This is a genomic window from Shewanella sp. UCD-KL12, assembly GCF_001957125.1.
In the GTDB taxonomy this organism is placed as follows: Bacteria; Pseudomonadota; Gammaproteobacteria; order Enterobacterales; family Shewanellaceae; genus Shewanella.
Genome location: NZ_MPHJ01000001.1, coordinates 1,397,608 through 1,422,043 on the forward strand (window position 1 = coordinate 1,397,608; position 24,436 = coordinate 1,422,043).

Here is a 24,436-nt window from a genome sequence, read left to right on the forward strand (position 1 = left end):
CTCCCTTTAGTGAAGTTTCATCCTAGGTCGTACGACTCTTAATACTTTTTCTGCTAGCCAGAGCGCTAAGGTTTTGAAGCTGCCATGTATCGCTTTTTGATGCATACGATAAAGTGATATATACACAAACCGAGCAATTTTACCTTCGATAAACATACTATTTTTGGTCAAATTGCCCATCAGGCTACCTACAGTGCTGAAACGAGACAGGTTAACTAGGGAGCCATGATCGACATAATTGTAAGATTCTAATGCTTCGCCCTTAAGGTCATGAAGAATATTTTGCTCGACACATTGTGCCATCTGATGCGCCGATTGAGCCCTTGGGGGCACAAAGCTGCCATCGGCTTGCTGACAGGCACAGCAATCGCCAATCACAAAGATATCATCATTGGTGCTGCTGCGTAGGTTTGCCTTTACCATGATTTGATTGGCACGATTTAACTCAAACAGTTCGATATTTTTGATAAAGTCTGGCGCCTTGACCCCGGCGGCCCACAACATTAAATTGGCTTCGATCAATTTCCCGTCTGATGTAACGAAACCAGAGGCGTTTGCTTCGCTTATGCGGGTATTTTCCATGACGTTAACGCCAAGCTTACTGAGCTCGCGTCTAGCAGACATTGCTATGCGTTCGGGCAATGCGGGAAGAATACGCGGTCCAGCTTCAATCAAGTGAATATTGAGTTTATCTTTGGTCATCTTGCTCAGACCATATATCTTTAGCAGATCAGTCACATGGTAAAGCTCTGCAGACAGTTCTACGCCAGTGGCACCACCGCCAACAATGGCGATATTAAGCTCATTGATAGACTCAGATTGATGTACTCGGGTGAAGCTATCTAGTAAGGCGTGGTGAAACCGATTGGCTTGCTGATGAGAGTCGAGAAAGAAGCAATGGTCTTTCACTCCCGGTGTATTGAAGTCATTGCTGACGCTCCCGATAGCAATAACTAATGTGTCATAGTGAATTTGTCGCTCAGGTAATAATACGTTTCCTGTTTCATCTGTAATAGGAGCGACCTTGACTGACTTATTATCTGCATCAAGTCCGCAAAAGGTACCGAGCTGAAATTGGTAACCATGTTTTGCTGCATGAGCAGAATAAACCACCCCATCGAGATCGGCATCTAAGGAGCCTGTAGCGACTTCGTGTAGCAGTGGTTTCCAGATATGCGTTCTGTTTTTATCGACAAGCACAATTTGTGCTTTATTCTTTCTGCCAAGTTTATGGCCTAGCTGAGTCGCAAGCTCTAAACCACCAGCGCCCCCACCAATGATCACTATCTTTGGACATGATGATTCCATTACGTCTTCCTTACTCGATTTCCGGGACTGCTTGCCATTGAATACTAATTAATGAAGCGCTGATCTACTGCTATTATATTGTCGTAAATTAAAAAACAAGTCATGGTTGTTATCACTGTATTTTTATTTAAATCCAGTTTAATGCTCTAAATCTCTATTTGAGGGAGGTTGAATGTTAAATGTATCTAAGCTTATCAATTTACGATTTTTGAACGAAAAAGCTACTAAACAATACTATTTCATGGCATGTTTTTGAATCTATTAAGCCAAAATGTAGGTGACAGTGCGCTCATTTGACTTTGATTTAAAAGCTTTGCAAGTGTTTGTTATGACGGCTCAAACGGGCAATATGACAGAAACGGCAAGACGCCTTGGCTTAACACAATCTTCGGTCTCCCAGACGTTAGCTGTACTGGAAAAATCGGTAAAGGCCCAGTTACTCGATCGCAGCGTCAGACCGATAGGGGTGACCATTGCTGGCCGGTATTTTTTCGACCAATCAACTCACCTTCTGTCCCAAGCAGAGCAAACCCAGAAAGTATTATCTCAAGGCTCTTTTGAGCAACTTCATTTAGTGCGCATCGCTTTGGTTGATTCACTGGCTACGGCATTAGGTAAGCCTTTGATTGAGTCTGTTAAAAAACGGACTGAAAATTGGACCTTAACCACTGGGCGTTCACACATGCATGCTGATGCGCTGCTTTCGAGGCAGCTTGATATCATCATCTCAGATGATGCCTTAGAGGATAACCCTGATATCTGTAGATACCCCATTATCTCAGAGCCTTTTGTGCTGGTTGTGCCTAAGCATTTTAAAATGAGTGTCCAAGATGAGAGCACTCTGCTGCAATTAAAGCAACTCGAAGCTCAGCTCGATTTTGTACGCTATAACCAAGATTCTCTTATCGGTACTGAAATAGAGCGCTATCTGAGGCGATTGGGTATAGAGGCTAATATTAGGCTGCAATTGGATAATACCTTTGCTGTGCTCTCTATGGTTGCGGCAGGTATTGGCTGGACTATCACTACGCCGCTTTGTCTATATCAAAGTGGTATCGAACTCAATCAAGTTCGCTGTTTACCTTTACCGAATAAGGCACCGCTTCATCGTCAATTGACCTTAGTGTGCCGACGTCATGAACTCGGCGATCTACCTTTGCAGATGGCGAAAGACAGTTGTGAGATTATTAAACACACTTTTGTCACGGAACTAAGAAAAACACTGCCTTGGTTAGAGGCTAAGATCACTATCGGTTAGCACTTATACTGCTTGGTACTATCTTGAATGATTTCGAAGGGGAAATGTATTTAGTATAAGAAATATTAATACTAGAAAGTTAGTACAAATGATTGTTGTTGTCGTACCGGCTGGAGGCCATTAGGTTTGAGAAACACCAACTTTTGGTGTGTATTCGGGCCATTTCGCAAACCAAGATAAAGGGAAGTGTCATGTCACAAGAGTCAAAGTTACAAGGATTAGAACAATCCAAAGATACTAATATCGAGAGTCAAGCCGTTTCCGATGAATATATGAGTAAGAGGCAGCTAAAACAAGGCGTTGCAGGTTGGGTTGTACTGGCGAGCCTCGGTGTGTCTTATGTGATTTCAGGAGATTTTGCAGGTTGGAATTTTGGGTTAGCGCTTGGCGGTTTCGGTGGTATGTTTATCGCGACCTTAGTCATGGGGCTGATGTATATCTGCTTAGTGTTAAGTCTGGCTGAAATGTCCTCCTCTATGCCAACGGCTGGAGGTGGCTATAGTTTTGCCCGTCGAGCCATGGGACCCTGGGGAGGTTTTTTAACCGGTACTGCTATCTTACTCGAATACGCCATTGCGCCTGCTGCAATTGCGATATTTATCGGCAGTTATGTCCATGAGCTAGTCGGTATTGATGGGCCCATTGTTTATGGCGCATTTTATCTTATCTTTGTTGGACTTCATCTATGGGGGGCATCACAAGCCTTACGGATCATGATGGGGATCACCCTACTTGCGGTGATCGCTATCGGTGTATTTACCTTTGGTATGTTGCCACACTTTTCTGTCGATAATCTTTTCGATATTGCGGCTAACCCCGATGTTGCAGGTTCAAGTAGTTTCCTACCTGAAGGCTATATGGGGATCTGGGCTGCACTGCCTTTTGCTATGTGGTTATTCCTTGCTGTTGAGGGAGTGCCGTTAGCCGCTGAAGAAGCCACCAATCCAGCCAAAGATATGCCAAAAGGGATAATCGCTTCGATGTTGGTGTTAATTGTGTTTGCCGCACTCGTTTTGTTGCTGGTACCAGGTGGTGCCGGGGCGGAAGCCATGAAAGAGCACGGTGCACCTTTGGTCGGTGCGTTGCAATCAATCTATGGCCTCGATTCAATCGCTGCCAAATTTGTCAATTTAGTCGGATTGTTTGGCTTGATCGCCAGCTTTTTCTCGATTATCTATGCTTATTCTCGTCAAGTTTTCGCCCTGTCTAGAGCGGGATATATTCCGCGATTTCTCTCTTTGTCTGGTGAACGTAAAGTGCCTGTATGGGCCCTAATTGTCCCTGGGGTGATTGGTTTTCTCCTGTCGCTTACCGGTGAGGGCGATCTGATGATCACAATGGCGGTATTTGGTGCAACCATCTCCTACGCCATGATGAGTTTGTCACACATCATACTGCGTAAGAAAGAGCCTGAATTAGTGCGACCCTATAGAACTCCGGGGGGAATACTAACTTCTTCAATTGCGTTAGTGCTGTCGATTGTGGCACTGGCATCAACTTTTGTTGTCAGCATGCAAGCTGCTGCTTGGTCGGCGCTGTTCTACCTTGTGATGGTGACCTATTTTGTACTCTATAGTCGTCATCGCTTAGTGGCTTCAGCGCCTGAGGAGGAGTTTGACATGATAGCGTCGGCTGAATCTGAGTTGAACTAAATTTCCCAAAAGGGGACAGGACTATTTTTTAGGCTGTCCCTTGTTATAACACTAATCGTTTTCAAAGCTATTTTAAAAGTTACTTAAATAACTTGTTATTTCAAATGCTAATGGTTTTAAAAGCTAATATTAATTACATGATGGGTAAATAGTGCACTGTGTATTACGTGTTTCCATTTACTGATTACGTATTGATAGTGGCAAAGCTCATTAAGCGCTCATGGCGTCACTGGTATTAATAAAGGAAGGCTCAATTATGGAAGCAAGAGAAGTTCAGTCGGTGGCAGATGCCATGGCCATTATTGAAGAGCGAGGATTAAGTCATATCAAAGTAGGTATTTTTGATAATGATGGTGTGATGCGCGGCAAATATATGTCTAAGGCTAAGTTTTTCGCTTCATTAGAGAAAGGTTTTGCCTTTTGTGATGTGGTGCTTGGCTGGGACATGAAAGATCAGCTTTATGATAATGCCAAGTACACTGGCTGGCATACAGGATACCCGGATGCGCCGGTTAAAATCTTACCTCATACCTGTAGGGATGTGGTTGATGAAGACGGCATGTTACTGTTTATTGCTGAATTTACACAAGAAGCAGAAGCCGTTTGCCCCAGAGGCACACTTAGACGGATCATTGAAAAAGCCGATAAAATGGGCTTTAAGGCACTGGGTGCGCTTGAGTATGAGTTCTTCTTGTTTAATGAAACGCCTCACTCCATTCGAGAAAAAAACTTCCGTAATTTAGAGACCGTGACACCAGATTGGTTTGGCTATTCTATGATCCGTAATTCGGTACATTCTGATCTGTATGAAGCGATTTTATCTATGGGAGAAACCATGGATTTTCCCATAGAAGGGATCCACTCCGAGACAGGCCCAGGCGTTATTGAGGCTGCCATTGCAGTAGATGGTGTAGAGGCGGCGGCAGATAAAGGCGCATTATTTAAGACCTATATGAAGGTTTTGGCACAAAAGCGCGGTTTGATGGCAACATTTATGGCGAAATGGTCCGGTGATTATCCAGGTCAAAGTGGTCACATCCATCTTTCGCTGCAAGATAAAAGTGGCCAGTCGGCATTTTTCGACCCCAGCCAACCCCATAATATGAGTAAGTTGCAGCGTCATTTCCTTGCCGGACAACAACAGCTTATGCCAGAGTTTTTGTGCATGATAGCCCCCACCATCAATAGCTACTCTCGTATGGTGCCCGGTTTCTGGGCCCCAACTGATGCGACTTGGGGCGTTGAAAACCGCACCACTGCGCTAAGAGTGATCCCCGGCAGCGCAAAATCTCAACGCATTGAGTATCGATTAGGCGCAGCTGATGCTAATCCCTATCTTGCTTTGGCCGCGGCGCTCGCAAGTGGTTTATATGGTATAGAGCACCAACTTGAGCCTAAGCCTCAGGTCAAAGGTAATGCCTATGAGCAGGAGCATGATGCCTCGCTTGCACTTCCAGGCACCCTTTGGGACGCTGCTCAACGATTTAAGCGGTCTAAGGCGGCGAAGGAATGTTTTGGTGAGCAGTTTGTTGAGCACTTTGCCATTAGTCGTGAGTGGGAAGAGCGAGAGTTTAGGAAGCATGTCAGTGATTGGGAGATGGAGCGCTATTTCGAGATTATCTAATCAGATTTCGTAGCATTAACGCTCAATGAGCCATATAAAGCCTATCCGTTTTTTTGAAGGGAACTTTTGAAGGGAGTTCAGTAGTAAATGAACATGTCACAATTTGCAAAATTATCAGGTGAAGCCAGTGAGACCAATGCTCAGCAGACTAGAGGTCAACAGGCTAGAGGTCAACAAAGTAGTGCTCAAAAGGAAAAGATACAACAAACTATTTCACCCATAGATGGCAGTGTTTATGTCACCCGTAATTTAGCTGATAAGCAGCAAGTGAATGCCTGTGTGAAACGAGCATCTGAGGCATATAATGGCTCAGAAAAAAGTTGGAAATCGACCTCGCTGGCGACACGTAAAGCGCTTTGTCAGGCAGCCATCGATATTTTAGTGAGTCATAAAGAGGAGATAGCTTCAGAGTTAAGTTGGATGATGGGGCGTCCTATTCGATACGGTGCTGGGGAGCTTGCTGGCGTTGTTGAGCGTTGTGAGTACATGATATCTGCGAGTGAACAGGCGCTCGCAGATATCGAGCCAGATAACAAGCCGGGTTTTACCCGTTATATCAAACGTGAATCACTTGGGGTGGTTTTAGTCATTGCGCCGTGGAATTACCCTTATCTTACAGCTATCAATGCCATTGTACCTGCGTTGCTCGCGGGCAATACCGTTATCTTAAAACATTCAGCCCAAACACCTCTGTGTGCAGAGCGATTGTTTGATGCCTTCACCCAAGCGGGCATGCCTGAAGGGGTATTTCAGTATTTGCATATGAATCATCAAGATACCTCAGCACTTATTGCTAATGAGCAGATAGCCTATGTGGCATTTACCGGTTCAGTATATGGGGGGGAAATGGTAGAGAAGGCCGCTCAAGGGCGGTTTATAGGCGTAGGTTTAGAGCTTGGGGGAAAAGATCCTGCTTATGTGCGTGAAGATGCTGATATTGATAATGCAGTTGAAACTTTAGTGGATGGCGCGTTTTTCAATACTGGCCAATCATGTTGTGGTATTGAACGTATCTATGTCCATCAGAGTGTCTATAAAGCGTTTGTCACAAAAGCTGTGGCGTTAACTCAAACCTATCAATTAGGCCGTGCCGATAATAGTGATGTGACGTTAGGGCCCTTAGTGAAAGTGGCGGCCGCAGATTTTGTTCGTGGACAAATTAACGAAGCCTTATCCCAAGGGGCCATTGCACATATAGATGAATCATTATTTCCCTTAAGTCAGCCAGGAACGGCTTATCTTGCCCCGCAGATTTTAACCAATGTCACCCATGATATGAGAGTTATGACTGAGGAGTCATTTGGTCCAGTAGTAGGGGTTATGAGTGTTGAGGATGATAATCAAGCGATTGAGTTGATGAATGATAGTGAGTTTGGTTTGACTGCCAGCATTTTTACCCGAGATGTTCATCGAGGGATAGCACTGGGGGAACGGCTTGAGACAGGGACATTTTTTTTAAATCGTTGTGATTATTTAGACCCGTCATTGGCTTGGACAGGAGTTAAGCAATCTGGCCGAGGGTGCAGTCTATCTGTACTTGGTTTTGAGCAGTTAACACGCCCTAAGTCATTTCATATCAAACATAGTTAGCGGACAACTATTGTTCTTGAAATGGCGCTTTATATGACTTCTGAAATGGCAAGGTAAGGGAGCAAACAATGGAATTATCAGCAAGTTGGAATTATCCTACAGCGATCTCTGTAGGAGATGGCTGCATTAGCAAAATCGCTGCTGCCTGTATTGAACTCAATATGTCGAAAGTTATTTTGGTCACCGACCCAGGTCTTGCGAACTTAGACATGGTTAAGCAGGTGGTTAAAATTGGTCTCGATGCGGGGTTAGTGATTGAGGTTTTTTGCGATATACAGGCTAATCCCACGGGAGATAACATTCGCACAGGCTGTAAAGTGTTAATCAGGGGAGAGTTTGATGGTGTTATCGCTTTTGGCGGCGGCTCGAGTTTAGATGCCGCAAAAGCCATTGCTATGCTTGCTAGGCAGTCATTATCATTGTGGCAAACAGAAGATATCAACGATAATTGGACTCATATTGATGCGAGCTTAATCTTACCGGTTGTTGCTGTACCAACCACAGCAGGTACTGGTTCTGAAGTTGGCCGAGCAGCAGTTATCACAGATACAGATAGTCACCCCCATGTTAAACGCATTATTTTTCATCCAGATATGTTGCCAAAACGCGTACTGCTTGATCCAAGCCTGACGACGGGCTTACCTGCTCATATTACTGCAGCAACAGGACTCGATGCACTCTCTCATAACCTAGAAGCGTATTGTGCGCCATCTTATCATCCAATGGCTGAAGGCATTGCTATCGAAGCCATTAGACTCATCAAAGAGTTTCTACCTTACGCTGTAGAAAATGGTGACGATATTGAAGCGCGGACTCAGATGTTAGTCGCATCAACAATGGGGGCTACCAGTTTTCAGCGAGGACTTGGGGGCATGCACGCGCTAGCGCATACATTAGGCGCCTTGTATAACAAACATCATGGCTTGCTAAATGCGATTCTAATGCCCTATGTCTTGCAGCGAAACCGGTTGGTTTTAGAAGATAAAATCACTCGATTGGCACGTTATCTTGGGCTCGAGGACACAAGTTTCGATGGTTTCCTGTATTGGATTTTAGCATTCAGAAGTCGCTTGTTAATTCCTCATACACTCGCGGATATTGGTATCACATTAGACGATAGTTCATTGGTCGGTGAGATGGCTGTGATTGATGCTGCTGCAGGTGGTAATCCGATAGCATTAACTGCCGAGCAGTATTCGTTGATTTTTACCCATGCGGTAAAAGGTCAGCTAAATTGAGAAGCGATTCGAGATGAATACGTGTATTTCTAGTGTGAGTGTGCGCAGAACAGGAGAGCAAAATGAACATAGGCATTTTACAATGTGATGACGTCACTGAAGCGTTGCAAGATAAACATGGTAACTACCCTGAGATGTTTGCTCGATTGTTCAATTCGGTTGAAGAACATCTCGAGTTTAGCACCTACCGGGTAATAGATGGGGAGTTTCCAGAATCGATAGATATATGTGATGCATACATTACAACCGGTAGTCGATATGGTGCTAATGACTCCTATGAATGGATACAAGAGCTTCAAACATTTATCTGTCAATTGCACCATGCCCGTAAAAAGTTAATTGGGATCTGTTTTGGTCATCAAATGATGGCTAAAGCGTTGGGCGGGACAGTCGAAAAGTCATCTAAAGGTTGGGGAGTTGGCATTAATACTTCTCGGGTAACCCATACTGAAGAGTGGATGGAGCGCGGGCATAACGAAATATCTTTGGTCGTTAGCCATCAAGATCAAGTTAAACAACTCCCCCCGGGGGCGGTCATTTTAGCGGCAAGCGAATTTTGCCCTCACTATATGATGCAAATTAATCAACACTTTATCGGTATTCAGGGCCACCCTGAGTTTAGCAAACTCTACTCTAAAGATTTGATGAACGCACGCCGCGACCGTATCCCCCATGAGCGAATCGAATCAGGAATCGAATCTCTCTCTTTATCCGTTGACGATAAACTTGTAACCCAATGGCTGATTAATTTCTTAAAATGAACAATCTGTTGGTTAAAATGAACTAAGTGTTGGGCGTTATTTAACCATTGAGTACGGTATTTAAATCTCAGTGGCCGACAACGGGTAGTGACATAGGTTATAATCTGAAATTGCTGTTACTAAAATAGTTATGATTTTGAGTCTATATTTGTCAGAGTAAATGAGTTACTCACCTCAAATAGTGGCCATAATCAATTTACTTCATCTGCAATTGATGTGATGAGACCTGCTTTTTAACCTTAAAGTTTGTGGAAATAGATGACTGAACGAAAGAAATCCCCTGATGACCTCACTATACTTTCATTAGATACGTGTACCGAGTCTTGCTCGGCCTCTCTGCTCATCAAGGGTGAACAATATTCTGAATTAGCGGTTGTGCCACGTGAACACAGCCAGCGCATTCTGCCTATGGTAGATAGTGTGTTGTCTCAAGCAAATATTAAATTAGCAGATGTTGACTTGATTGCTTATGGACGAGGGCCTGGCAGTTTCACTGGGATCCGCATCTGCACGAGCATGACTCAAGGGTTGGCGCTCGGGCAAGATATTCCTGTGATCGGTATATCTACACTTCAAACAATGGCTCAAGCAGTGTTTGATGACCAAGGTGCAGAGCATATCATTACTGCGATAGATGCAAGAATGGGTGAAGTATACTGGGGGCAATTTATCGTCAAAGACGGCCTTGCTGAGCTCGTTGGTCATGAGGCTGTCATTGCGCCAAACTTAGTGAACCTGACGCTAGAGACTGACGCATCAATTACCGCGACAGGCACTGGTTTTGATACTTACCCTGAACTACTAGAACTTGCTAGTAATATTCAAATAGCTAACAATATAAAATTCCCTGATGCTAAATCTATGTTGGCATTAGCGAAACAAGGATATGCAAGTGGTCTGTCGACCAGTGTTGATGAGCTTGCACCTGTCTATGTCAGGGATACCGTGTCTTGGAAGAAGTTACCAGGCCGCGAGTAAGGCAGCTTACCAGGAGGCTTTATAAACCTGGTTGACTTAAGTCTTTCACTGAACAATGGATTAAGTCTTGAACAGTTGAACGGATTAACTTTTAAGGGAGGGTCTAAGCACAATGCTCATACAAAATACTGTTTTTGACGCTCCTAAGTCAAAGCCGATAACGGCGAATGGCACTGAGACGGTTAATCCATCTAAGCAAGTTGAGGTAACAGGCTTTGTAGAAGGAATAGAAAAGTCTCAAGCCCTTGTTAATCAAAACAAGTCAATACAACAAGCTAGTGATGAACCTCAGGGTGAGCAACAAGGTCAATCAGCTGAACCACAACTCCCCACCCCAGAGCAAGTGTCTTCACGTGTCGATGCAAAATTACACTATGAGCAACAAACTCAATCGAGTGCTGGCGCTGTCGCACAGTATTTGACAACTCAACATGCCCAGGAGAGGGAAGCGATACAGCAGATGGTAGGTATTGACCTGTATGCATAACCAATCAGATTCATTAATAAGCCCAGCTGCATCATCGACTTCAGGCGCGCCGAGTCGTGGTCGCTTCTTGATTGAGCTATTAATCGCACTGCTTATCACACGCTTACCTTTTATCAGCATTCCTTTCAAATGGCTTGAAAGCTACTTTCATGAATTGTCCCACGGTTTAGCCACATTAATAACGGGGGGAGCTGTCAGTCATATTCAGCTTTTCCCTAATGGCGCAGGCCTGTGTTATAGCCAAGGTGGTTGGCCTGTCGTTATTGGTTTTAGTGGCTATTTTGGCGCTGCGCTATGGGGATATCTGATTTTTATTCTCGCGACTTGGCCAAGAGGTATTCGGGTTAGTTTCGCTTTACTGGGTAGTGCTGTGGTGTTGACCGCCATTCTATGGGGGCGAGATCTACTGACTATCTCTATTTTAGCGAGTTTAGCTGTACTGTTTTTGTTGCCATTAAAGCTAAGTACAAACCGCTTTATGGGTGGTGGCTTGAGAATCATGGCCTTGATGATCATGCTTAATGCGCTGGCAAGTCCAACGGTGCTTCTTGGTCTTAGCGGCAAAGGTGATGCAGCTATGCTTGCTGGCGCCACTTGGGTTCCAGCTTGGATTTGGGTTTTTGTCTGGCTAGCTATAAGTGCATTAATGATATTTCTATGCTGGCAGCGAGTCGACAGAGCCGCGCTTAAATCATAAGAAAGCGATTCTTTTATTACCTTTGTAACATTTTCTCACGATTTTTAACCTGTTAACTCATGCTTGTTGCTGTAAACCTGCTTGGATTTTGTGCCCTCTGCTGCTAGCTTGGGGCAGTAAATATACCAACAAGGAAGAAGCATGAAAAACAGTTCACTTATCGCCAGCTTACTTTTTACTGCTACTGTCAGTACAGGAGTGAGTGCACATTCAACTGGTCATGAAGCTATGACATTGCAGCAAGCAGTGAGTAGCGACTTCAGGCAAGCAAAAAATGCTGAGCGAGATAATTATCGACATCCAGCAGAAACCCTCGCATTTTTTGATATTAAGCCGTCAGATACTGTGGTTGAGCTTTGGCCTGGCGGTGGTTGGTATGCAGAGATTTTAGCACCATACTTGGCCAGTGAAGGGCAATATGTCGCTGGTAACTTTGATACAAAAACTGATGATGAGAAAAAAAAGCAAGGTTACCGTGTTAAATCTGGCTTAAAATTCGAAGCTTGGCTTAAGAGTAACCGTAACGTTTTGGGCAAGGCGACAACAGTCACTTTTGAGCCACCAAAACATTACGCTTTAGGCACTGAGGCCAGCGTAGATACTGTTCTGACATTCAGAAACCTACATAATTGGGCAATGAAAGGGCACCTAGAGCCTGTGTTTGAGTCTGCTTATGATGTACTTAAATCAGGTGGTACGTTTGGGGTTGTTGAACATAGAGCAAATCCTGGGATGGATGCAAAAACTGGCTATATGGATGAAGCAGAAGTCATCGCTTTAGCTGAAAAAGTTGGCTTTACGCTTGTCGCTAAGTCAGAGATAAATGCCAACAGTAAAGATACTAAAAACTACCCTAAAGGGGTTTGGACTTTACCACCTAGACTTGCTCTTGATGCCCAAGATAAAGAAAAGTATCTGGCGATTGGTGAGAGCGATCGCATGACGTTAAAATTTATTAAAAACAGCCAATAAATAACTGACATCATCGTTTATCTATGGCAATCTTGCGCCCCCTGATACCAATCAGTATAAAGATAAGATTGCTCAGTGAGAGTTTAGCGCTTCAGAGGTAAGGTTATTAATTGCTCCTGCATTAACGACATTCAGAACATCTATGTCTAAGCTCGTTAACACAGCATATGAAGCGCTAAAGCTCGCCTTTTAGGCGTGTTTTGGCTGCCTAGCTTTTCGTTGAACAGCTTCACAAGGGAATCACCATTCCATCAGCTATTCGCCTTGAATTAGTTGCCAAAAATACGTTGAGCTGCTCTCTTTCTTACAATGATTGGTATTAAGGAGGCGTTTACGTTGATCACAGTCAATAGAATGAGGGTTGATGATATGTCGGAGCATTACAACTTGGGCAATGACCTTGAGTTTCAATTACCCCATATTCGTTTATCGGGAAAATGCTGGGGTGACTCTAGTAAACCATTACTACTTGCACTACACGGTTGGTTAGACAACGCAGATAGTTATGTCCCCCTCGCTCAACATTTATCAAAATACCAGATTATAGCGATCGATTGGCCAGGGCATGGGCACTCAGAGCACAGACCTGGTTTATATCCATTACATTGGATTGATTATCTTTATGATCTTGAGGTCCTGATTAATCGTTTGAGTGAGCAAAATCAACTTGCGGGACTTATTGGTCACTCGTTAGGTGGCATTGTTGCTGCAGCGTATACCGCAGCTTTTCCTCAAAGGGTTGCTAAGTTAGTTTTGATGGAGGCTGTATGCCCCTTGTTTGAGCCTGCCTCAAACAATAATCATAGGTTAACTAATAGCTTTGCAAGTCACTTACAGATGCTAAGAAAAGTAGGGGCGCCTGCTGCAGTTTATGACTCAATAGATGTGGCTGTTAAAGCACGTACGCGGCTAACAGGGCTACAAGCATCATGGTGTAAGCTAATTGTTGAGAGAAACATGATGGCATCGAGTCATGGCGTGAGTTGGCGAAGCGATCCTCGACTAAAATTAGATTCACCTTTGAGGCTGACTTTTGAGCAAGTAGACGCCTTGATGACAGAGCATGAGGTAGAAACACTGCTAATCACGGCAGATAATGGTTATAAGCAGATAGATACTTTACTTCCTAAAGCGCAAGGATGGTTCAAGCGTCTCTCATCGGTAAAGTTAAGTGGTGATCACCATTTACACATGGGGAATGCCGAAAATGTGGCGAAGTCGATTGAAGAGTTTATGTCGAAATGATGAAATAAGATAAACCCTAAAAAGGGACTAGGTTTTTTACTCTATTTATGTGATGATGATCAAAATTAAAACACCTGTATGAAATCGGTGTTTATTATAAAAACAATTAAAATCAGCGTTTTTGCTTGTTGATTTACAGGCTATTTATAGACCGATAGGTTTATATCCACTGAATGTGGCTTTAGGAGAATTTTTGTGGAACAGATTTGGATTAACAATTTACCGGATGATGTACCCTCTGAGATCAATGTTGAGCAGTATGACTCACTTGTTGAGATGTTTGAGACCTCAGTGTCCAAGTATGCCGACCAGCCTGCATTTGTTAATATGGGCGCGACATTAACTTACCGGAAACTTGAAGAGCGCAGTCGCGCTTTCGCCGCTTACCTTCAAAACGAGCTTAAGCTTAAAAAGGGCGACAAAGTTGCGATAATGATGCCCAACCTGCTGCAGTATCCGATTGCACTGTTTGGTGTTTTACGTGCAGGTTTAGTGGTCGTAAATGTTAATCCCCTTTATACACCCAGAGAGTTAAAACACCAATTAAATGACTCTGGTGCCAAAGCCATTGTGGTTGTGTCTAACTTTGCTCATACACTTGAGAAAGTCGTTGATCAGACACCCGTTGAGAGCGTTATTTTAACAGGGCTAGGTGATCTGCTTAGTGCACCAAAGCGCACCCTAGTAAACTTTGTTGTTAAATATATTAAAAAGATGGTCCCTAAGTACGACCTTCCACATGCGATATCGATGAGAAAAGCACTGAGTAAAGGACGTCGATTACAGTATGTTAAGCCTAAACTGGTCAAAGAGGATCTTGCATTCTTACAGTATACCGGTGGCACAACGGGTGTATCTAAAGGTGCCATGCTGAGTCATGGAAATATTGTCAGCAACTTGCTACAAGCTGATGCAGCATATTCACCGCTTTTGATCGATGGCAAAGAATTTGTCGTTACAGCACTGCCGCTTTATCATATTTTTGCACTTACGGTTAACTGCCTATTGTTCATGCATAAAGGCGCCAATAACTTGCTGATCACTAACCCAAGAGATCTACCTGCATTTATTGGTGAATTGAAGAAACACCCTTATACCGCAATTACCGGTGTGAATACGCTATTTAATGCACTGGTGAATTCAGATGAGTTTAGTCAGCTAGACTTCACTCATCTAAAGCTTTCGATTGGTGGCGGAATGGCTGTCCAGCGTGCTGTTGCGGATAAATGGCAGTCCATTACCCAAACTAAATTACTCGAAGGTTATGGCTTGACCGAAGCTTCACCTTTAGTTTCATGCTGTCCCTATAATCTTGTTGGCTATAATGGCTCAATTGGCTTTCCTGTCGCCATGACTGATATTCAAGTGCGCGATGATGACGGTAAAGTGTTAGCACAAGGTGAGGTTGGTGAACTGTTTGCCAAAGGGCCGCAAATAATGCTGGGCTATTGGCAACGTCCAGAAGAGACTGCAAAAGTTATCGATGAACAAGGTTATTTAGCGACCGGCGATATCGGCTATATGGACGAGCAGGGCTACTTTTTTATTGTCGATCGAAAGAAAGATATGATCTTAGTTTCAGGCTTCAATGTATTCCCTAATGAAGTTGAGGATGTTGTTGCTATGCATGCCAGTGTGGTTGAGGTTGCAGCTGTAGGTGTTCCTAACGATATTTCTGGTGAAACAGTGAAGGTGTTTGTCGTTCCAAGTGATAAATCTTTGAGCGAACGTGATGTCATTGACCACTGTCGCGAGCATTTAACGGGATATAAAGTACCTAAGCTGGTAGAATTCAGAGATGAGCTACCGAAGACTAACGTAGGCAAGATCTTACGTAGAGAGTTAAGGGATGAAGTGAAGTCAGCTTAACCCTCATCCTATTAGATTCTCGAAACCGGCTTTAGGCCGGTTTTTTTTATGGTAGTGACATCAACTTGGGAGAAGAAATTGTTAACGTTTGAATATATAGATGATGATGCGAGCTTAACAAAGCTAGTTGCGCAATATCGCCAGAGTCAATTACTGGTATTAGATACAGAGTTTGTTCGCACACGCACATATTATGCCCGCTTAGGCCTTATTCAAGCCTATGATGGCAAAACGTTGGCATTAATTGACCCTGTGGCTGTGAGTAATTTGGCAGAGTTTTGGCAACTGCTGACGGTGCCAGAGATCACAACTGTACTGCATTCTTGTAGCGAAGATTTAGAAGTGTTTGCCCGTAATGGTAATTGTCAGCCCTTTAAACTGTTTGATAGCCAGATAGCGGCATCACTTTGTGGCTTCGGTCATGGGCTAGGGTATGGCAAACTTGTCGAGCAAACGTTAGATATCGTATTGGATAAAGGTGAGTCTAGAACAGATTGGATGAAGCGCCCACTGTCAGAAGCTCAGCTTAATTACGCAGCCAATGATGTGTATTACCTCTATAACCTCTATCCTCAATTGATTGAAAAGCTAGAAGAACAAGATAGATTAGCTTGGGTCTTCGAAGAGGGGGAGCGAATGACGAAAGACCGATTGACTCCGCCTAACCTTGACCAAGCATACCTTAAAGTAAAAAATGCATTTCAACTGAGTCCTAAGCAACTCGCCTTTTTGAAAGTGCTGGCTAAATGGCGTCTACAAAAAGCGTTATCTCGCGATTTAGCTGTTGGCTTCGTGGTTAAAGATCATGCTTTGATTGGCTTAGCAAAGAAACAGCCTAAGTCTAATAATGAGCTGTTTAATATGACGGAGCTGACTGAGCAGGAGAAGCGGATCCACGGAAAGGACATTCTAGCCTTACTTAAAACCGCCGATCTGGATAATCCACCTAAAGCGATTGATGTGATTGCACTCAAAACAGGCTATAAGTCTTCATTTAAAGCGATTAAAAATTGCTTAGTGGCTATCGCAGAAAACAAGCAGGTATCGATTGAACTGTTAGGCTCGAAGCGACACATTCATGAGTACTTGCAGTGGTTATGGGATGGTAAAGTCACTGCTACGCCACTCTTGTTGACAGGTTGGCGTAAAGGGTTAGTAGAGACCAGTTTGAATGAGCTGAAGCTATCGAATATCTAGCCCTAGCGTGTATATAGGCACAATAAAAAACGCCGTATTTTAATCAATACGGCGTTTTTGTATCTTGCGGGGAAACTACTTCTCAGGAAGAGTGACATTGAGCTCTAACACTGAGAGCTTGTCATCGTTTTGATCTAACTGTACTGAGACCTGATCGGTTTCAACCTGAACATACTTTCTGATCACCTCGATGATCTCTTGCTTCATCTTTGGGAAGTAGTCAGGGGCATCACGCTCTCCGCGTTGATGTGCAACTATGATCTGTAACCTTTCTTTGGCTGTAGATGCAGTACTGGACTTCTTTTTTGTTTTGAAATAATCAAGTAATGACATAATTAGCTACCAAATATCCTTTTCAAAAAACCTTTTTTCTCTTCAGTGACAAAGCGTAAAGGAAGCTCTTCACCAAGTAAGCGTTCTACACTGTCGCTGTATGCTTTTCCTGCATCACTCTCTTGATCTATGATCACTGGAACACCTGAGTTTGATGCTTTTAACACAGCTTGTGATTCAGGTATGACACCAATAAGTGGAATTGCGAGGATCTCCTCTACATCTTCAACACTTAACATCTCACCTGTAGATACGCGAGCTGGAGAGTAGCGAGTGAGTAGCAGGTACTCTTTAACTGGCTCAAGACCTTCCTCTGCACGTTTAGACTTACTCTGTAACATGCCTAGAATACGATCTGAATCTCTTACTGAGCTCACTTCTGGGTTTGTTGTTACAATGGCAATATCAGCGAAATAGAGTGCCATCATGGCACCTGTTTCTATGCCTGCAGGTGAATCACAAATGATATATTCAAATGTTTCAGCAAGATCTGCCAGTACTTTACCCACACCTTCTTTTGTTAAGGCATCTTTATCACGTGTTTGTGAGGCTGGAAGTACATAAAGCTGTTCACAACGCTTATCTTTAATCAGAGTCTGGTTTAAATTTGCTTCACCATTGATAACGTTAACGAAGTCATAAACAACACGACGTTCACAGCCCATGATAAGGTCCAAATTTCTAAGGCCAATATCAAAATCGACAACAACAGTTTTATGTCCTTTTAATGCCAACCCTGTAGCAATAGCTGCACTAGAAGTTGTTTTTCCTACACCGCCTTTGCCTGAGGTGACAACAATAATTTGTGCCATGTATTCATCTATCCTTATTATCTGTCTTTAAAGTGGTAGCGACTCAATGGTAAGCGATTCGCCTTCGAGTCGAATACAACCACTTTTTGTTGTGCTATTTGCTTGAATGTGTTCGGTCAACCAGTACTGACCAGCGATTGAAACAAGCTCTGCTTCAATCGATTTTGCGACTATTACCGCATGTTTATCACCTGATGCGCCCGCCATTGCCTTACCACGAAGGGAGCCATAAACATGGATGCTGCCATCTGCGATGAGCTCTGCACCATTACCAACAGTACCGACGATAATCAGATCGCCATTTTTGGCATACACTTGTTGGCCTGAACGAATGTTTTTACTGATAACTTTAGTTATCTTCGGCATTTGAGGCTGGGTTTGGCTTTGTTTACCTGATTTTATCAGTGCAAGGCCAAGGGCTTTCGCTTTAGTGGCTATCTCTGTAATAGCTGCTGTAATACCTACAATGACAAGTTGCCTTGAAGTGAGCAGGTCTTTTAATGCATCAAGATTATAATCAGGATCAGTAATTGAACTAAGATTGACGACCAAAGGGGCGCCAATAAAAAATTGAGGGGCAATAGCTAACTTGCTATCAAGCTCTGCTGCGACTTTATCCAGATCAAAATGATTGATATGAAGCACAGAAAGCGTAAAAGAGGAGCCCTTTAACTCTAGGCTGGGTTTCTGCATTCCGATATTGCTCTTTATTAATGGCCAGCATAGATGCTGATGTGCATTATATTCCTGACTGTCCATGTTATAGTGTGGCTCTGTAACTGGCAAGTTGAATAGTTTGGAAAGTTGGTAGTATATGATCTGTGCTGTGTATAAGAGTCGCCGTAAGGCTGACAGTTATCTTTTTATTGAAAAACGCAATGAATTTGAACGGGTTCCTGAAGCATTACTTGAGATGTTTGGTGAAGCTGAACTTGTGATGATGTTGCCTTTATCTAAACGTGATCACTTAGGGTTTGCTGATATCAATAAAGTAAAAAGTGAACTGAAAGAAAAAGGTTATTATTTGCAACTGCCTCCACCTAAGGTTAACTTACTAGAAGCGCATAAAAAAGAGATTGGATATAGCAGGGATTAAGATATCCAAGTTAAGGAAGGTTTATGGTTTTGAAAAAGTGTGGTTTGTTTCTCGTTTCTTGCTGTCTAATTGTTTCACCGACTATTTTTGCTCAAGAGATACAGAGTGCCACACGTTTTAGCGATTATCTGCTAACGCTAAAGCAAGAGGCGATTACGCTTGGCATTAGTGAATCGACAATAGCATCAGCTTTCCCTAAGATTAAACGCTTTCGCAAAGCTGTCGTCACCAATGACGACAGTCTTGAAGGTCTCACCCTAGAAACCTACCTGCCTAATCGTGTCACCGAAACCAATGTGCTTACTGCACGTGCACTTTACAAAGAGCATTATGAAGAGCTTAATGTGTTGGGCAAAAAATACGGTGTACAACCTCGCTTTATTGTCTCAATGTGGGGTATTGAATCAAATTTTGGCGCACATTTAGCCCATTACCCCGTCTTATCTGTAACGGCGTCATTAGCGTATAACAAGACTAATGAGCCTTATCATAAGGCTGAGTTTTTCTCAGCGCTAAAAATACTCGATAACGGTCAGCTTGAATACAGTGAACTCTTAGCTTCTGGAGAGGGAGGGTTAGGCTTAATGCAGATGTCTGCCTCACATTACCTCAGCGCTACACAAGATAGCAATGGTGATGGCAGTCAAAACATTTGGAGTGACTCCTTCGATGCCATGGCGCTAGCTGCTGCTTACCTGCAAGGGGCTGGCTGGAAAAGTCAGGAAACCTGGGGACGGCAAGTGTTAACCCCTGAAGGTTTCGATGAAGCATTGGTTGGTTTATCGACTCAAAAGACCTTCTCACAATGGTCAGAACTTGGTATCACTCGCTTTGATGGCAGCCAGTTACCTAAACGTGACGATATGCAGATCTCTTTAATCATGCCGGACGGTATTACAGGCAGGAAGTACCTTGTTTATGATAATTTCCGGGCTTTATTGACTTGGAAAAACTCTGCATACTTTGCCGTTTCTGTTGCCTATCTCTCTGAGCGGATTAAATATCCCCCAATTGAGTGAGCGCCATCTCATCAAGGATATTTAATGGCTCGACCCAAGTCACTACAATGTGTACTGCAGCTAGTGTAAAATAGTGCTATTGAGTTAGCTTTATAGAAAATATTAATGGCATTTTGGAAAGAAAAAACCTTAGCTGAGTTGGATATCACTGAGTGGGAATCTCTATGCGACGGTTGTGGAAAGTGTTGCTTAAATAAATTGATTGATGATGAGACGGAAGATCTCTACTACACGAATGCCGCTTGTAAACTGCTTGACCATAAAGAGGGTCATTGCATTCACTATATTCAAAGATTTAATTTTGTCCCTTCATGCACCCAGGTCACGATAGATAACCTTGCACAGCTCACTTGGTTACCAGATAGTTGTGCTTATCGTCGACTTTACTTAGGTAAAGAACTGCCAAGCTGGCATCCATTGATTACTGGCTCAAAAGATTTAATGCACCAAAAAGGGATGTCGATACAGGATAAGGTCGTTTGTGAGAACAAGGTAAAATATATGGAGGACCATATTGTGCTTTGGCCTCTTAAAGATCTCGATTAATGCTAGCTAAGTTCAGATATAACAATGCCAGTCAGTGGTGCTGACTGGCATTGTTATATTTAGTGTTCAGATTGGGTTACTTGGCTTTATACCATGTCGCATAAAGATGTGATCACTCAGCGAGAGCTTAACGCTTCTGAGGCAAGGAAGCGAGTGAAGGGCATAGTGATTCTACGTTCAAGCTCGATGACGCGGCATTCAGAAGTGCTAAGACTCGCCTTTTAGGAGCTTTTTAGGCTGCCTATTTCTTCGTTGAATAACTTCGTAAGGGAGCCACCATTACTTCAGTTATCCGCCACGAACTAGTTTGCCTAAAATAGCTCTGAGTTGAGCACTTTCTTATGCGAAATGGTATTAGTTGCCGATAGGGCTGGAATAACAAAGATAACCAATGCAAGCAGGTAGGCTCCGAAAGCGCCAATCATGTACTGACCCATAGTGATCCCCATAAACTCCCAAGGCACATCACTACACATTCCTGTCGGTAGGAATATTGAAGGCAACCACTCATGTAGTGGCATCCAGCTTGGAAACTCAGGTAAGAAAGAGCAGGTCGCAAATGGTGAGGGGTTCATCTGCATATCGACTAACTCTAGCGCAACCTTTAAACCCCAAGCTGCACTGACTCCCCAACCTATCACCGCAAGTAACCTAGCGAATCGATTCTTGTGTCCGACTATACCTATTAACCCTGCAGCCAAAATGCCAAAAATTGCCAGTCTTTGGTATATACACATGACACATGGGTCTAGCTTCATCACATGTTGGAAAAAGAGCGCACAAAGCTCCAGGCCTAGGGCGCTACCAGCAAGGATGCCCCAAGCCAAACGTGATTGGGAAAACTTAATCATCGGATTCAACAGTATATTCTCCATAATATTCTTGAAATGGTATTGTCAGCGAAAATGGGTATTAAACCAATAAAAAAAACGCCCGTTATGGGCGTTTATAAGACTTTAGTGAACTTGAAAAGTTCATCGAAAACCTAAATTAATGGCTACTCATAGCACCTTGTGCTGCTTCTTTGACCGTATGGTGGAGAATCATATGAGTGTCATAGAAGTATTGAGTCATATCTTCGAGGAAGCCAAATTGAATCGCTAAAACACCAACAATTGATAATACAATCGTGTAAGGCAGTGCCATCCAAACCATACGACCATAAGACAGTCTAATTAAAGGTGCAATTGCCGAAGTCAATAAGAACAGGAAGGCTGCTTGTCCATTAGGCGTGGCGACTGAAGGCAAGTTTGTACCTGTATTAACGGCTACAGCAAGCAGGTCAAACTGATCACGTGTAATTTGGCCGTCAAGCAATGCAGCTTTAATCTCGTTAATATAAACAGTACCGACAAATACGTTATCACTAACCATAGATAATAAACCGTTAGCAACATAGAAAATAACTAACTGTGTATTACCTTCATAGCTCAGTGCCCATTGAATAACAGGAGCAAACAGCTGTTGGTCGATAATGACGCCTACAATAGCAAAGAAAACAGCAAGTAGTGCTGTAAATGGTAAGGCTTCTTCAAATGCTTTACCTAGCGCATGCTCGTTAGTGACACCATTAAATGCGGTTGCAAGTATGATGACAGATAAACCAATTAGACCCACTGAGGCTAAATGCAGGGCAAGTCCAACAACTAACCAAACACCTATGATGGCTTGAACAAATAACTTCATCTTGTCATGTTTGGTACGGTGTGCATCTTCATGAGCATCGTAGTCAGATAGAATCTTATGAACCGCTTCAGGTAGCTGCACGCCATAATTGAATACTTTGAACTTTTCAACGAGGAAGCAGGTTGCGATACCAGCAACGAAGACAGGCACAGTCACAGGGGACATACGCAGTGCAAATTCAGCAAACTGCCAGTTAGCTTGTGCTGCAATGATCAGGTTTTGAGGTTCACCAACCATAGTGCAAACGCCACCTAACGCAGTACCAATACCGGCATGCATCAGTAGGTTACGTAGGAATCCTCTAAATGCTTCAAGTTCATCTTCACACAGCTGGTTACCGCCCTCAGAAGTATGATCGTGAGCATCTGCAAAACTCTTACCGGATGCAACTTTGTGATAAATAGAGTAAAAACCTACTGCGACAGCAATGATTACCGCAATAACGGTTAGTGCGTCGAGGAATGCTGAAAGGACAGCTGATGCGATACAGAACATCAGTGAAACAACCACCTTTGAACGTATCTTAGTGATCATCTTTGTGAAAGCAAATAGCAGTAACTGCTTCATAAAGTAGATGCCGGCAACCATAAAGATAAGCAGCAGTAGTACTTCTAAGTTTGCCTCTATCTCATGCAATACCTGGCTGGGGGAGGTCATGCCGATGATCACAGCTTCAATTGCTAGAAGACCACCAGGTTGTAGTGGATAGCATTTAAGGGCCATTGCTAAGGTAAAAATAAACTCTAATACCAGTAACCAACCTGCAGTAAAGGGGTCTATGTAGAAGACAATTGGGTTGATAATTAAAAAAGATATAATTGCGATTTTGAACCACTTAGGTGAATTACCTAAGAAGTTATCAATAAACGCCTGACTCATTGTCACAGGCATGGCACCCTCTCAAATTGAAAAATATTGTTGTTAACTAGATACAGTCTATTTTGATCGGCCACAGTTTAGCTTAAAGAAAGCATGAATTTAATACCTTAGTCACATCTAAAGCTTAAAAATGCCTTAAAAATTTGAGCTAATTGGTAAAAGTGTCCTTAAAGTGTGACTCGAGGGCGATTTTGGGGCTTTTTGAGGGATTAAACTTTGATCTTAACCAGTATTACCTCAGATAAGGTTTCCATTTTTTGTCGCTCTGGTATGATCAGTTATAAAATAACACGAACTAGAGTGGGAACATTACCCTGATGACAATTGCCCAAAAAGCTCCTACAGCGTCAAAGTCCAATGATATTATTGAAGCTAAAGGACCTGCGAGCTTTGCTGAAAAATATATTGTCCGATCTATTTGGGAAGATAAATTCCCACCAGGTACGATATTACCTGCTGAGCGTGAATTATCAGAATTGATAGGTGTTACTCGTACCACATTAAGAGAGGTGCTTCAGCGCTTAGCAAGAGATGGTTGGCTAACGATTCAACATGGTAAACCAACTAAAGTGAATGATATTTGGGAGACTTCGGGCCTTAATGTTCTAGAGACCATTGCAGATCTGAATCCAGAAGGTGAGCCTGCGCTACTAGAGCAGCTACTTTCAGCTAGAACGAATATCAGTGCTATCTATTTCAAGGGGGCGGTACGCCATAACCCTGACAAGGTGTTAGCTGTCCTTGATACCTTAACTGAGCTTGATGATGCACCTAAAGCTTATGTGGAGTTTGACTATCAACTGCACCATACTTTAGCGTTTAACTCTGGTAATCCACTGTATGTACTTATTCTTAATGGATTTAAAGGGTTATACAGCAGGGTAGGTGAAGATTACTTTGCCATTCCTAAAGCACGTGAACTCGCATTTGAGTTTTATGAGGCGCTTAAACAGTTAGCTCAAGAGAAAAACCACAACGCTATTCCTGGTCTAATGCGCAGTTATGGTATTAACAGTGGCAAAGTGTGGCAAAGATTTAAAAATAGCCAGGCTGCAGAACTTGATAAAAGTTAATATTGCAGCTTCTGTGATATTTTTAAAGAAACGCCTCTAAACAGAGGCGTTTTTTATTGCATGAATATAAGTCATCTTTTACTGCCAAGCCTATTTATACCAATCGGTATAAGAAA

At 43.1% G+C, this 24,436-nt stretch carries 24 protein-coding genes; 18 read left to right on the top strand and 6 right to left on the bottom strand.

The window, feature by feature from the left end:
• Positions 1 to 6: 6 nt before the first annotated feature.
• Positions 7 to 1,308: an NAD(P)/FAD-dependent oxidoreductase gene (locus BM736_RS05940; protein WP_076409685.1), complete on the bottom strand. Its 1,302-nt coding sequence runs from the start codon at positions 1,306 to 1,308 to the stop codon at positions 7 to 9.
• 283 nt (positions 1,309 to 1,591) lie between these two features.
• On the opposite strand from BM736_RS05940, the gene BM736_RS05945 reads away from it, so the two are divergent.
• The 13 genes from BM736_RS05945 to rnd all read left to right on the top strand — a co-directional run bounded on the left by BM736_RS05945 (position 1,592) and on the right by rnd (position 16,876).
• Positions 1,592 to 2,566, top strand: coding sequence for a LysR family transcriptional regulator (locus tag BM736_RS05945; protein WP_076409687.1), 975 nt, complete (start codon positions 1,592 to 1,594; stop codon positions 2,564 to 2,566).
• 191 nt (positions 2,567 to 2,757) lie between these two features.
• Entirely contained in the window at positions 2,758 to 4,218 is a 1,461-nt protein-coding gene (gene eat, locus BM736_RS05950; RefSeq protein WP_076409690.1) for an ethanolamine permease, read from the top strand.
• Positions 4,219 to 4,474: 256 nt separating this feature from the next.
• Positions 4,475 to 5,842, top strand: a complete 1,368-nt coding sequence (locus BM736_RS05955; RefSeq protein ID WP_076409691.1) for a glutamine synthetase family protein — start codon at positions 4,475 to 4,477, stop codon at positions 5,840 to 5,842.
• Positions 5,843 to 5,929: 87 nt separating this feature from the next.
• Positions 5,930 to 7,432 carry an aldehyde dehydrogenase family protein gene (locus BM736_RS05960; protein ID WP_083699854.1) on the top strand — a complete coding sequence of 501 codons (1,503 nt, stop codon included), beginning with the start codon at positions 5,930 to 5,932 and terminating at the stop codon, positions 7,430 to 7,432.
• Between the two features lie 68 nt (positions 7,433 to 7,500).
• Positions 7,501 to 8,670, top strand: a complete 1,170-nt coding sequence (locus BM736_RS05965) for an iron-containing alcohol dehydrogenase (protein ID WP_076409692.1) — start codon at positions 7,501 to 7,503, stop codon at positions 8,668 to 8,670.
• 62 nt (positions 8,671 to 8,732) lie between these two features.
• Positions 8,733 to 9,431 carry a GMP synthase gene (locus BM736_RS05970; RefSeq protein WP_076409693.1) on the top strand — a complete coding sequence of 233 codons (699 nt, stop codon included), beginning with the start codon at positions 8,733 to 8,735 and terminating at the stop codon, positions 9,429 to 9,431.
• Positions 9,432 to 9,689: 258 nt separating this feature from the next.
• Positions 9,690 to 10,409, top strand: coding sequence for a tRNA (adenosine(37)-N6)-threonylcarbamoyltransferase complex dimerization subunit type 1 TsaB (gene tsaB / locus BM736_RS05975; RefSeq protein WP_076409694.1), 720 nt, complete (start codon positions 9,690 to 9,692; stop codon positions 10,407 to 10,409).
• Between the two features lie 112 nt (positions 10,410 to 10,521).
• Complete coding sequence (locus BM736_RS05980; protein ID WP_076409695.1) at positions 10,522 to 10,896, top strand: hypothetical protein; 375 nt, start codon at positions 10,522 to 10,524, stop codon at positions 10,894 to 10,896.
• The gene (locus BM736_RS05985) at positions 10,889 to 11,593 is read left to right on the top strand and encodes a M50 family metallopeptidase (protein WP_076409697.1); all 705 of its coding nucleotides are present in this window, start codon (positions 10,889 to 10,891) and stop codon (positions 11,591 to 11,593) included. The genes BM736_RS05980 and BM736_RS05985 overlap by 8 nt, the downstream gene beginning before the upstream one ends.
• Positions 11,594 to 11,734: 141 nt before the next feature.
• The gene (locus BM736_RS05990; protein WP_076409700.1) at positions 11,735 to 12,565 is read left to right on the top strand and encodes a class I SAM-dependent methyltransferase; all 831 of its coding nucleotides are present in this window, start codon (positions 11,735 to 11,737) and stop codon (positions 12,563 to 12,565) included.
• A 369-nt stretch (positions 12,566 to 12,934) separates the two neighbouring features.
• Entirely contained in the window at positions 12,935 to 13,810 is an 876-nt protein-coding gene (locus tag BM736_RS05995) for an alpha/beta fold hydrolase (RefSeq protein WP_076409976.1), read from the top strand.
• A 195-nt stretch (positions 13,811 to 14,005) separates the two neighbouring features.
• Positions 14,006 to 15,679, top strand: a complete 1,674-nt coding sequence (gene fadD / locus BM736_RS06000; protein ID WP_076409702.1) for a long-chain-fatty-acid--CoA ligase FadD — start codon at positions 14,006 to 14,008, stop codon at positions 15,677 to 15,679.
• A 78-nt stretch (positions 15,680 to 15,757) separates the two neighbouring features.
• Complete coding sequence (rnd, locus tag BM736_RS06005) at positions 15,758 to 16,876, top strand: ribonuclease D (RefSeq protein ID WP_179079014.1); 1,119 nt, start codon at positions 15,758 to 15,760, stop codon at positions 16,874 to 16,876.
• 75 nt (positions 16,877 to 16,951) lie between these two features.
• Here the strand turns inward: rnd and minE are convergent, their stop codons facing one another.
• The 3 genes from minE to minC are packed head-to-tail and all read right to left on the bottom strand — an operon-like array spanning position 16,952 to position 18,714.
• The gene (gene minE, locus BM736_RS06010) at positions 16,952 to 17,209 is read right to left on the bottom strand and encodes a cell division topological specificity factor MinE (RefSeq protein ID WP_076409706.1); all 258 of its coding nucleotides are present in this window, start codon (positions 17,207 to 17,209) and stop codon (positions 16,952 to 16,954) included.
• 2 nt (positions 17,210 to 17,211) lie between these two features.
• Positions 17,212 to 18,021 carry a septum site-determining protein MinD gene (minD, locus tag BM736_RS06015; RefSeq protein ID WP_076409708.1) on the bottom strand — a complete coding sequence of 270 codons (810 nt, stop codon included), beginning with the start codon at positions 18,019 to 18,021 and terminating at the stop codon, positions 17,212 to 17,214.
• Between the two features lie 27 nt (positions 18,022 to 18,048).
• Positions 18,049 to 18,714 (bottom strand): septum site-determining protein MinC, encoded by a 666-nt coding sequence (gene minC / locus BM736_RS06020; protein ID WP_076409711.1) that lies wholly within the window; start codon positions 18,712 to 18,714, stop codon positions 18,049 to 18,051.
• Positions 18,715 to 18,835: 121 nt separating this feature from the next.
• Here minC and BM736_RS06025 point away from each other — a divergent pair, with 121 nt between their 5' ends.
• From BM736_RS06025 to BM736_RS25365, 4 genes are all read left to right on the top strand, one after another.
• Positions 18,836 to 19,117, top strand: coding sequence for a YcgL domain-containing protein (locus BM736_RS06025; protein WP_076409713.1), 282 nt, complete (start codon positions 18,836 to 18,838; stop codon positions 19,115 to 19,117).
• Between the two features lie 23 nt (positions 19,118 to 19,140).
• A complete protein-coding gene (locus BM736_RS06030) occupies positions 19,141 to 20,136 on the top strand; it encodes a lytic transglycosylase domain-containing protein (protein ID WP_083699856.1) in 996 nt (331 codons plus the stop codon).
• Between the two features lie 105 nt (positions 20,137 to 20,241).
• Positions 20,242 to 20,682, top strand: coding sequence for a YcgN family cysteine cluster protein (locus BM736_RS06035; protein ID WP_076409715.1), 441 nt, complete (start codon positions 20,242 to 20,244; stop codon positions 20,680 to 20,682).
• 93 nt (positions 20,683 to 20,775) lie between these two features.
• Entirely contained in the window at positions 20,776 to 20,907 is a 132-nt protein-coding gene (locus BM736_RS25365) for a hypothetical protein (RefSeq protein ID WP_256717728.1), read from the top strand.
• Between the two features lie 86 nt (positions 20,908 to 20,993).
• Here the strand turns inward: BM736_RS25365 and dsbB are convergent, their stop codons facing one another.
• Together dsbB and nhaB are read right to left on the bottom strand one after the other, a co-directional pair.
• The gene (gene dsbB, locus BM736_RS06040; RefSeq protein ID WP_372828345.1) at positions 20,994 to 21,542 is read right to left on the bottom strand and encodes a disulfide bond formation protein DsbB; all 549 of its coding nucleotides are present in this window, start codon (positions 21,540 to 21,542) and stop codon (positions 20,994 to 20,996) included.
• Positions 21,543 to 21,672: 130 nt separating this feature from the next.
• The gene (gene nhaB, locus BM736_RS06045; RefSeq protein ID WP_076409719.1) at positions 21,673 to 23,259 is read right to left on the bottom strand and encodes a sodium/proton antiporter NhaB; all 1,587 of its coding nucleotides are present in this window, start codon (positions 23,257 to 23,259) and stop codon (positions 21,673 to 21,675) included.
• 305 nt (positions 23,260 to 23,564) lie between these two features.
• Between nhaB and fadR the strand changes: the two genes are divergently transcribed.
• On the top strand, positions 23,565 to 24,320 hold the full coding sequence (fadR, locus tag BM736_RS06050; RefSeq protein ID WP_076409721.1) for a fatty acid metabolism transcriptional regulator FadR: 756 nt from the start codon (positions 23,565 to 23,567) through the stop codon (positions 24,318 to 24,320).
• The last annotated feature ends 116 nt before the right edge of the window (positions 24,321 to 24,436 follow it).